The 10153-nt window shown below is 61.4% G+C and carries 6 protein-coding genes; 4 read left to right on the forward strand and 2 right to left on the reverse strand.

Annotated elements, in window-relative coordinates; translation table 11 throughout:
- Positions 1–2426: hypothetical protein (locus tag RMO15_RS10455; RefSeq protein ID WP_309711653.1), on the forward strand; the 2426-nt coding region annotated here is incomplete at its 5' end.
- Between the two features lie 199 nt (positions 2427–2625).
- Entirely contained in the window at positions 2626–5076 is a 2451-nt protein-coding gene (locus tag RMO15_RS10460; RefSeq protein WP_309711655.1) for a sulfatase-like hydrolase/transferase, read from the forward strand.
- Here the strand turns inward: RMO15_RS10460 and RMO15_RS10465 are convergent.
- Positions 4960–8106 (reverse strand): DUF5695 domain-containing protein, encoded by a 3147-nt coding sequence (locus RMO15_RS10465; RefSeq protein WP_309711658.1) that lies wholly within the window; start codon positions 8104–8106, stop codon positions 4960–4962. The two genes, RMO15_RS10460 and RMO15_RS10465, sit on opposite strands and share 117 nt — an antisense overlap.
- Before the next feature lie 18 nt (positions 8107–8124).
- Here RMO15_RS10465 and RMO15_RS10470 point away from each other — a divergent pair, with 18 nt between their 5' ends.
- Positions 8125–8862: a DUF1684 domain-containing protein gene (locus RMO15_RS10470; protein WP_309711661.1), complete on the forward strand. Its 738-nt coding sequence runs from the start codon at positions 8125–8127 to the stop codon at positions 8860–8862.
- A 9-nt stretch (positions 8863–8871) separates the two neighbouring features.
- Here the strand turns inward: RMO15_RS10470 and RMO15_RS10475 are convergent, their stop codons facing one another.
- Positions 8872–9510: a Uma2 family endonuclease gene (locus tag RMO15_RS10475; protein WP_309711664.1), complete on the reverse strand. Its 639-nt coding sequence runs from the start codon at positions 9508–9510 to the stop codon at positions 8872–8874.
- 51 nt (positions 9511–9561) lie between these two features.
- Here RMO15_RS10475 and RMO15_RS10480 point away from each other — a divergent pair.
- Positions 9562–10153, forward strand: a 592-nt coding sequence (locus RMO15_RS10480; RefSeq protein WP_309711666.1) for a serine hydrolase domain-containing protein, incomplete at its 3' end; no start/stop codon positions are given.

Genomic DNA, 10153 nt, shown 5'->3' on the forward strand with positions numbered 1-10153 from the left:
CTTGTGTGTGTAGCCCGTGGCGGGCTTGGTTTCCTTTGGCGGCACGGCGTTTACGCCGTGCTGTCGTTGCGAAAGTGCAGGGAGAGCCGAAGCGTTTTTTGGATGTGGGCGAAGCGCTACGACTTTTGTGGGTTGCTTTACCGCGACGGGACGAGAGAAATAAAGAACGATGCCCACTCCACTGGCAAGCGCAACACCAAGAACGGGCAGCTGCCAGGCAAAAGCGCGACGGGGCGTTTGCGCCCTCGTCCACTCGCACCTACGACGAGCTGCTCTTGCTCCTGCCCCGCACGCAAACGCCCCATCGTGCGTTTGCCTGGCAGCTGCCCGTTCTTGGTGTTGCGCTTGCCAGTGGAGTGGGTGCGGCTCTGTATTTCTCTCGTCCCGTTGCCGTAAAGCAACCGACAAAAGTCGTGGCGCTTCGCCCACATCCAAAAAACGCTTCGGCTCTCCCTGCACTTTCGCAACGACAGCACGGCGTAAACGCCGTGCCGCCAAAGGAAACCAAGCCCGCCACGGGCTACACACACAAGCTCCCCCGTCCGCACCCAGAGGGTAACCGTACTTTACCGCCGCCGGAGACTTCAATCGGCGGACAGGACGACCTTCTCTATCTCAATCCTCCCCTGGCAGCTCCTGAGCTGAAGCAGCGTGAGGAGGCTCTGTGGCGCTCGGTGGCGGGGGGCGATGACTTTATCACAGTCGCGCTTCCGGCGATTGCGGCAACCGAAAAGGGGATAGGGACGGCGCTGGAGGCGGCGCAAAAAGAGCAGGCGATTGTAGATGCACGGCTGGTGCGAACCATGACACTCGCCATAAAAGCGCAGCCATTTTCTCAGCTCTGTGAGCAGCTCACTAAAGAAACGGGGATCACGTTCACGGCCAACCCACGGGTCGCCGACGATGAAGTGACGCTCTACTGCACGGCGCGGCCTCTGCGGGAGGTGATGCGCCAGCTTGCCAAGCACTTCGGCTTTGAGTGGCGACGCACCGGCCAGGAGCCGCAGTTTTCCTATGAGCTGACCCAGTCCCTGAGCCGCCAGCTCTTAGAAGAAAGCCTACGCCAGCAAGACCGCGATGCCATGCTCACCAAGATCGAGGAGGGCGTCAAGAGCCTACAGCGGCTCTCAGAGCTCGCGCCGGAGCAGCGCAAGGCCAGACGCGAGCAGCTTCAGGAGAAAATCAGCAAAGACCCCACCACCTTCGACGAGTGGCTCAAGCTCGGCTGGCTCGATCAGGGTGCGGATACTCTGCTGACACGCTTTCAGCAGCTCTCCCCTGATGCGCTGGGCAAGATCCGTAGCGGCGAAGTCTACGAGTGGGATCTGATGCCCGAGGGAGCGCTTTCCCCAGATATCAAGCGACAGGCCGATGCCGCCTTTCAAGACCCGATTACAGGTAAATCCACTCTGCGTCGTCCGTTCACGGCGCTCAAGGGTACGCTTCAGCTCGAAAAAAAGCAGGACGCGTGGACGCTCCGAGGTTACTTTCAGAGCAACGAGGGCGGGATCGGGCTCCCCCTTGCCTTTGCTCCCACCCCCACCAATGCCGCGATAGACAATGCGGCTCGCAACAAAGCCCTCGCCAGAGACCCCGCGCTGCAAAAGCTCGTCTCGCTTAGCATTGCCGCAAGCTGCACGCTCAAGCGCCATAGCTTCCCGGAGTTCGACGAGTTTACGGAAGGCCCCAAGATTATCGAGGCAGATGCGCTGGCGGCGCTGCACAAAGCCACGGGTCAGGATATTATCGGCGACCAGTTTCTGCGCCTCAGCGCCCCGGTCTCGGTGGAGAAGAAAAGCACCTTTCAGGCACTCTGCACCGTCGGCGACTCCCTGCGGCTCCACTGGGGCAAGAGTGAGGATTGGGTTACTTTCCGCACACCCGACTACTACTCCGCACGCCCTCAGGAGATTCCCCAGCGCCTCCGCGAGCGCTGGTCAGCCGCCAAGCGCAAAAACGGCAGTCTCACGATCCATGAGATCGCGGAGATGGGCTCACTCCCGGTTGCCGCCCTCGACTCCTCCCACGTCGCGCAGTCCCTCATCGCACGCTATGATCTTACCGAGTGGCCCATTATTCGTGCCGAGCAAGCACGCCCTCACTGGAGCCTGCTCAGCCAGCTCACGGCGGAGCAGCGCGAGTTAGCGGCGAGTGAGGCGGGCCTGGCCTACAGCGCCCTGCGCCCCAAGTTGCGCAGTGTGTTCGAAGCCCTCTTGCAGCTCCCCGCCGAGCGCCCCAACCCGCCCACGTTCCGCGACTCCCGGCTCTGGGTGCTACGTGGAGCAAAGGCAGAAAAAATCCTCCCCAACCCCGGCGTCGTCTTCGCATACCGCTACGACGACCCCGCGATCTACAACGTCTGGAGCCCCTTCAACGGCATCTCCGGCATGCACGAGGCGATGTATCAGCAGCGTTTCAGTAAGTAAGCCTGGGTGCAGGACTTAATTGTGGTCTTGGGTTTTTCTGCGGACTCGGCCTGCTTCGCGCTTGCGCGGCTCAGAGGTGGACTTTCAGGCCACCGACAACGATTCCCGTCAGTGTGCCTTGAGACGGCTAAGTTCAGCAGAGCCGCAACAAGTTGAGAGAGACTCAGGAGAGGTCTGATAGGATGCTAGGGAGGTTTTTGTGCATTTCAAACTTATCACCCTCGCAATCTCACTGCTTTTTTTCGTGTGTGCCCCCACTCTGGCAGACACAAAAAAGCCAAACATCATTGTCTTCCTCGTGGATGACATGGGCTGGCAGGAGACTTCCGTCCCCTTTCACACAGAAGTGACGGAGCTCAATAGGCGCTACCATACCCCCAACATGGAGCGGCTCGCCGCCGAGGGGATGAAGTTCACCCAAGCCTATGCCTCCGCCGTCTGCTCCCCCTCGCGGGTCAGTATGCTCTCTGGGATGAATGTCGCTCGCCATCGGGTGACCAACTGGACGCTACGCAAGGATCGCTCCCCAGACAACGAGAGCAAGTTTGTTGAGCCACCTCTGTGGAATCTCAACGGGGTCACGACCGAGGCGAGTGCCGCGCGGACGACGCGCATCACGCCCCTGCCCGCCCTGCTCAAGGCCGTGGGCTACCATACCATCCACGCAGGCAAGGCCCACTTCGGAGCTAAGGACACGCCGGGGGAAGATCCCAAGCATCTGGGATTCGACGTGAACATTGCCGGGCATGCTGCGGGTGGTCCGGGCAGCTACTGGGGTGAGAAGAATTTTAGCGCGGCGTGGCGCACCAATCCCCCAGACACGATCTGGGATGTCCCCGGACTCTCCGCCTACCACGGAAAAGACGTGTACTTGACCGAGGTCATCACCCAAGAAGCACTCAAGGCAATGGAGAAGTCAGTCGTCGCGAAGAGACCCTTCTACCTCTACCTGTCCCACTACGCCATCCACGCCCCGTGGGAGAAAGACACCCGCTTCTACCAGAAGTACCTAGATGCGGACCTGAAGCCCTTCGAAGCCACACTGGCATCGATGATCGAGGGAATGGACAAGTCGCTCGGTGATGTCATGGATGCCCTCAAGCGGCTCCATGTGGACAAGAACACTATCCTCCTGTTCCTCTCCGATAATGGCTCACCGTCGCAGTGTCCTCAGAACCTGCCACTACGGGGCCACAAGATCACGCCCTACGAGGGAGGGATCCGGGTACCGATGCTCGCAAAGTGGCCCGGTGTTACCAAGCCACGCTCCGTGAACACCAACCCGGTCGTCGTCGAAGACTTCTTCCCCACGGTTCTGGAGTTGGCCGGGATAACGAAGCCAACGACCGTGCAAGCCGTAGATGGTAAGAGCTTTGTGCCGCTCTTGAAAGGCAGCGGAGGAACCTCGCCCGAGCGCGCATTCGTCTGGCACTTCCCGCATCAGTACAGTGGCACGCCGTTCAGCGCCGTTCGCCAGGGGCCGTGGAAGCTAATCTACCACCACATCAGCCGGAAACGGGAGCTGTTTAACCTAGACAATGACATTGGGGAGACGACCGACCTAGCGACAGTCCAACCTGATAAGACGGACGAGCTGGCCAAGGTTCTCGGTGAGCGGCTACGCGCACTAGATGCACAGCTACCGATGGATAAGGCAAAAAAGCAGCCGGTCGAGTGGCCCGACCGGCTGCCCCCGCAAGAGAAATCTACCAGACAGGTGGATGTCTATCTACTCGGGGGGCAGTCGAACATGCAGGGGATTGGCGAGATCGCAGACCTTCCCGCCGACGTGCCACGAGCGCTTCCGAACACCCTCTTCTGGACCGGCAAGGCGTTCGAGCCACTCATCTTAGGCACGACCAAGACCTCCGCACGGCCCACGGAGTTCGGCCCGGAGGTGGGATTTGCTCTGGGTACGGTAACCACTGAGCGCCCCCTCTATCTCATCAAGTACCATGCAAGCGGGATGCCGCTGCACCACGGCTGGGATGGGAACAGCTGGGTGGGTGGCGAACCGGCAGCGAGCCGACGGAACTTCTACCCCGGCGAGAGGCCAGACGATACAAACACGGGCACCCTCTACACGGAGATGTGTCGGCAGTTCCAGAGCGGCCTCCAACATCTGCGTGAGCAGGGACTTACCCCGAGGGTCTGTGGCTTCGTCTGGATGCAGGGTGAGCAGGATGCCAAGCACCAAGACTCCGCGACAGCCTACGCAGCAAGTTTGAACCGCCTCCGCCGACGGCTCACCGAGGACATGCAGTGTGCCACGGATCTCCCGCTCGTCTTCGGTCAGGTCTTGCCACACGAACCACCCGCCCCCCGTTTCACACACCGCAAAGAGCTACGCGAGCAGATGGCTGCCTGCGACTCAACCTCGGGCAAGCCCGAGGCGATGAAGAACACGAGGATGGTCTCCACCGACGGCTTCTCTCTGATGCCTGATACCGTCCACTACGACGCTACCGGACAGCTTGCCCTAGGAAAAGCCTTCGCCGCCGCCATGGCCAAACTCCGAGCCGTATCGGTGCGCTCACCTTCCTTGCGACAAGCGGAGAGGAATGCTGTTTCGCACTCCCAGTGCAATCACAATCGCGCCGCGCTCGGTGGGGAGCTTAGTGATGGGTTTGTGCTGGCCTTCGATCCGTAGCCGGGCGACGGGAGCGTGCTCAGTCTTGGGGGGTAAGGTGAGGGTGACGAATTTTGTCTTTGTGTCCAATGTCAATTTCTCGAATTGACCCGCATCGAGTACCAGCCAGAGCTTGAGGGGGGCGACAAAGACGCGCTGACGGAGGCTGTCTTGCGGGGTGACGGTGATGGTCGTCCCACGTTGCGTGAGTGCGCCGCCGAAGGCTTGCCAGCCGAGCTCGGGGTCGTTGACGATATAGCAGCCGGTGTTGAGGGCGTGGCCTAAAAAGCCGGGGCCGTAGTCGCCGGAGTAGTCGTCCCAGCGGAGCGTGTCCGGGTTGGAGTGGAACGCCGCCGACGCAAACCCGCCTTGATCTATATTGCTCAGGGGTGCCATCATCCCGCCGTAGCCGATCCGCAACAAATACGTGTCATCGGGGTGGGTGCGGAACTCGGTGAGCACGGGGAGCGCGTTCATCCCGGAGCCGTAGTGGTGAATCTGGCGCTCGATCCGAGACAGCTTGCCGCCGTAGAGGAAGTCCCAGTAACGCCGGGCGTTGCTGTTGTAGCCCCAGTGCGGGATCGGCTGCATGTAACCTAGAATGGAGTTGATCGAGACGGTTGCCTTATCGTCGTAACCGAAGTGCTTAGTCCAGGCGTAGACCTCCTCTTGGCCGGTCGAGTCCCAGGCCATCTCGCTTCCAAACGGATAGGCTTCCTTGCGCCACTTCTCGGCACGCTTCTTCGTGAGAGCCTCCAGCTCGCTGGCCTGCGCACTCCAGCCCTCGGCTTGCAGGTCTTTAAGCAGGCGCAGGAAGACCGTCCCTTCCATCAGCCCCAGCTCGGCGTAGCCCACGCGTCCCGAGAACAGAAACTTCGTGGTCTGGAATGCCTGCTCCAAGTACCACTTCCAGTCGTGGCGCTTGGTCATGCCCGGCGTGTTGCGTGCAATGCGGTAGAGGCTCCAGTAGGCCGCGACCACGTGCGGGTAGTTGAAGCCCCGCCCGATGTCCTCGGTGGCCTTCTTGCTCCAGCTGGTCCACGAGCCCCAGTTGATGTCCTTGCGGTAGGGAAAGCTCGGGAGTGCCTTGGGATCGTAGTAGAACAGCGATTTCTTCACGCCGTACTTGTTCGGGCCGGTGGAGTACTGTAAGCCTCCCCACAAGACACCGTCCACAAAGCGCTCGAATTGTGCGACCTGCGCCGGGTCGGGCTGCAAAAACAGCTTCATCGCCGCCGTCAGCCACGACGAACCGCCCTCATCGCCGAGGCCTGCGATCCAGGCGCGGCTGTCCTGTTCAACCATCTGATTGAGCTCACGGTCGTAGCTCATCACTGACGGGCTCCGGCCAAACGGGTCGCCGGACTTTTCGTACCACTGCTTGGTGAAGAGAAACTCGCCCAGGCTCGCGACGGCCTGTGCGGCGGGCTTGGTGAGCCAGTAGTGGACGGTTTGAGTCAGGCCATCGGCGTAGGTCAGGGTGAGGCGCGCCCGTCCCCAGCCCGTGGCCTTTACGGCGTAGGTCGCCCAGCCCGCAGGGGTCTTTCCGGCGGGTTTAAGCTCCAGTACCCCTGACGGCTCAACCGTCATGCTCTTTACGGGCTTGCTGTAGTTGAGGATCAGCTTGGCATCGCTGTCTTGGGGGACGATAAAGCCCGGCACGCCCACCGCCACGGGCCGCCCCGCCGCCGCAATCGCCTTCTCCAGCCCCCGGATGCTCTCCGAGAGCACAAAGCGCAGGCCGTAGGTGCGGGACTCGCCGGGCGCAAGCGTCGCCTTCGTGGGAACATTCCAGGGAGTTGCCTTACCCCACTCCTTCTCGGCATAGGCGGCGCTGTGCGCTAGCCAGGCATACGCGCCCTCGAAGGTCTGACTGGGACGGATGGGCTCGGGCAGGGGCTGGTAGGCTTCAAACGGGGTCTTGCCATCCGGGATCACCGCGAGCGCAGGCCCTGCACCGGAGAGCCGTGTCACGCGTAGATAGCCCGCGTCCTGGCCGATATAGGGATCGAAGAACACACACTTCTCGTGTGCTTGGGGCAGGTCGCGATCCGAGATGATGTTGTTGAAGATCACCGGAAAGCCCACCGCGCCCAGCTCCACGGGAACGGTTCCGTTGTTGGTTACCGTAGCGCGCAAGACAAGCTGCCCACGCTCCGAGAGCCACTCTTTCTTGGTCTCCACCGGGCCGCTGGCACGCACCAGAACATCGCCCAGGTGGTGAAAGCCCTCCCCGAGGCGCGTGAGCAAGCGGTCAGTGGGCAAAAAATCAAAGCCCGTGGCATCGGCGACAAGGCCCAGCGGCTTGCCCTCGCTCTTGGAGACGGTCAGCGTGAGCCCGCCCGCCGAAATTTTCGTGACGCCACCCTCACGCAGCTTCGTCAAGGTCAGCGGCGCGACCGCCTTGAAGCGCTCCTGATCGGCTTGGAATGCCGTCTGGATCTCGGCCTCGCTCAGGGCGGAGTCATGGAGCCGGAGCAACGCGATCCCCACTGGCCCCGACATCGCGGAGCCGTTGTACTCGTTCTTAAACGCAGCACTGCCATCGGCGGCATTCTGCACCGCGAGGCGAATCGGGAAGCCTTGGGGGGTCGCGAGGCGAATGTCCATGCTGGCCTTCTCCGCCCCGTTGTCGTAGAGGCGGGCGGTCTTGCCGTCGTAGGTGTAGACCAGGTGGTGCCACTGGCCTGCTTTGGGGGCTCCGTGCCAGCCCATGTCCGCCGCCCAGTGGGTCGCGCCACCGTAGGCACCGTTGTTGCCCCAGTTCAGCGCCATGTTCGTCGCCGTAGGGCCACCGCGTCGCCCCCAGCCAACCAGCGTCTCCTCATCGCCGCGCACCGATTCCTTAAATGCCCAGACCTCGATGCTCCGTGGGTGCGCACCGCACAACTCGGCAGGCGCTGCGTGCTCGTAGGTGTCGCCCTTGCCATCGAAGAAGACCGCGTGCTGACCGCCCATCAAGCGCAGAGTCGGGCTCCCCACACGGCGAAAGCCGCTCCAGAGCTCGCCCCCTGCATCGGGAGAGAGTGCATCGAGTTCAAAGAGCTTCATGGGGCGTATAATACCTGCATGCAGACATATTCCGATGAGCTTACGACCTTTCGCAAGGCGCAGGAGACCGGGCTCCTTAGTGACGGGGGCTGGCTGAGTGTGGTGGGTCTCTACTGGCTGAGCGAGGGCGACAACGCGCTCCCTCCCGCGCTCCGTGCGCTTGGTAAGCTGGTACGGCAGGGAGAGACCGTTCGCCTCTACACACCCAGCGGCGAGCGGCGCTTGCTCAAGCCCAATAGCACGGAGAGACTCACGCAAGGCTCGGTGACGGCGCAGCTTCTCCAGCGGGGCAAGCGGCTCGGGGTGCGTGTCTACGACAGCGAGAGCCCGGCGCGAAAGAGCTTCAAGGGTCAGCAGTGGTACGCCCCCGATGAGGGCTACAAGATCACGGCGACCTTCCACCCGTATCCGCAGGGCAAGACGATGGACATCACTAATGTTTTAGGCGACATCCAGCCTGTCCCCTGCCCTGGCTACGTCACTTTCCCTCTCAACGGACGGCTCTGTCGTCTGGAGGCGCAAGGGACACCCACCGGGCTGTTCTTCAACTTCCGCGATCTCACCAGCGGCAAAACCACCTACCCCGCCGGGCGCTTTCTGGACACCGAAAAGCCTACCAATGGCAAGGTCGTGCTGGACTTCAATAAAGCCATCAATCCCCCCTGCGCCGTCACTGAGTTCGCGACCTGTCCTCTGCCACCCGTTGCCAATTACCTCAAGATCGAGATCCCGGCAGGCGAGAAGAAGTACCACTGAGCAAGTAGCTTACGTGGTCTCGGGAAATGCCACGCGCCGGTAGACCTGCGTTAGGGTAACTTCGACTGTCGCTGTGCCCAGGGTTATTTTGAGCGTGTCGTCTAGAGCACGAAAGTCCCCCACAATCGCCCAGAGGCCCTGCGCGAGCTTCTTAAAGTGAGTCACGGCAACGCGGCTCTGGTCAATAAGGATGTAGTGGCGCAGGCTGGCAATCTGCTGGTACTCCCGAAACTTATCGGTGCGGTCATCGGCCTCGGTGCTGGGGCTGAGCACCTCGACGATCACGCAGGGGTTCTGGAGCGCATCGTGCAGATCCACCTTCCACTCGCCACAGACCACACAGAGATCAGGAAAATAGTAGAGTTCCGGCGCGACATAGACTTTCTGGTCGCTCCCTAAGACATCACAGTCAGCATCCTGCGCATCCTGCGCATCCAAGCTATTGCGAAGCGCAAGAGCCATGTTCATGGCAACTAAATTATGCTCTGGGCTTGCTCCGGCCACTTCCACCACCTCCCCACAGATATAGTGAGACTTGTGCTTGGAGCTTTCTAAATACGCAGTCCACTCCTCAAGGCTCATCGTGCCGATCACGCGCTCGGGAGGGAAGCGCTGGTAGGTCTTAGTTCTTTCTAGCAGAGTGGGCATACGACTGTTCTCCTGGCTATCAGGATAGCATATTTTTGGTACAATCGCCGCATGGACAACTACTTTCCGCCGCCGGATAGTGCCGGCGGCTGGCGAACTCTCAAGGATGCGAAGGCGCTTCGGCAAAAAGCGGGTGTAGACAAGACGCGGCTGGAGCAGGCGTGGGAGCAGTGCCAGCGGTGCAGCGCAAACTCGGGGCTCGTGATCGTCAGGCGCGGCTGGCTGGTCTCGGAGAACTACGCGGGGCGAGCAAGCCGGACGTGCAACCCGGACATGGCCTCGACCGGCAAGTGCTTCACGAGCATTGCCTGCGGCATCATGCTCAAGGAGTTCAAAGACAAGATCCCCCAGGGGCTCGACACGAAAGTCTTCACGCGCGAGTTTCTCCCGGAGGCATTCCCCCTCGACGATCCCCGGAAAGCCGACATCACCCTCGGCCAGTTGCTCTGCATGTCGGCGGGCTTTCACGGTGAGGGAAGCAGCCCGGGGTTCGCCGACGGCAAGATCGTTCCCCTGACACCCGTTCCCGGCCAGAATATCCGCGACCTAGATCAATCGTCGCTACAGACGCCGCTCTGGTGCGATCCGGGCAAGGGGTACTCGTACTCGTCACCCGCCCCGCACATCGCCTCAATGGTCTTGC

This window comes from Armatimonas sp., assembly GCF_031410135.1.
Lineage (GTDB): Bacteria > Armatimonadota > Armatimonadia > Armatimonadales > Armatimonadaceae > Armatimonas.